2 protein-coding genes are annotated in these 426 nt (G+C 68.1%); both read right to left on the reverse strand.

Annotated elements, in window-relative coordinates:
* On the reverse strand, positions 1 to 217 hold a 217-nt coding region (locus tag HG543_RS54160), incomplete at its 3' end, for a globin domain-containing protein (protein WP_439332631.1).
* A 14-nt stretch (positions 218 to 231) separates the two neighbouring features.
* Positions 232 to 426, reverse strand: a 195-nt coding sequence (locus tag HG543_RS54165; protein ID WP_211194832.1) for a hypothetical protein, incomplete at its 5' end; no start/stop codon positions are given.

Below are 426 nucleotides of genomic sequence, written 5' to 3' on the forward strand. Positions count from 1 at the left end.
GGTGGCCGCCATGGCGCTCGGAATAGGCCGTCGGCCCGCCCAGCACCTCGGCGAGAAACGCCGCGACATGGGCTGGATGTTCGCTGCTCATGTGGGCGAAGACCGGAGCCAGCAGCGTGTCGCCCTTGACGCGTTCGTAGAAGCGTTCGGTCAGGCGCTGCAGCGCGGCCAGGCCGCCAAGCCAGTCGTACAGCGTGGGGGTGGGGGTGTCGGTCATGGTCGGGTGCGGAGTCAGGACGCTCCTGAGATTGGGCCGGAGCCAGCAAGTGCAAGGCGATGCCGGCCCGCGGTCAACCACAGCGCCAGGGCCAGTTCGCCGATGAAGGCGGGCAGCAACACGGCCGGGAAGAGCAGGCTTGCAATGGCCGGTGCCAGCAGCAGTGCAGCGCTGTTGACCAGATAGGCGAGCCCAGCGACCAACAGCAT

Origin of the sequence: Pyxidicoccus fallax (assembly GCF_012933655.1) — a bacterium.
Lineage (GTDB): Bacteria > Myxococcota > Myxococcia > Myxococcales > Myxococcaceae > Myxococcus > Myxococcus fallax.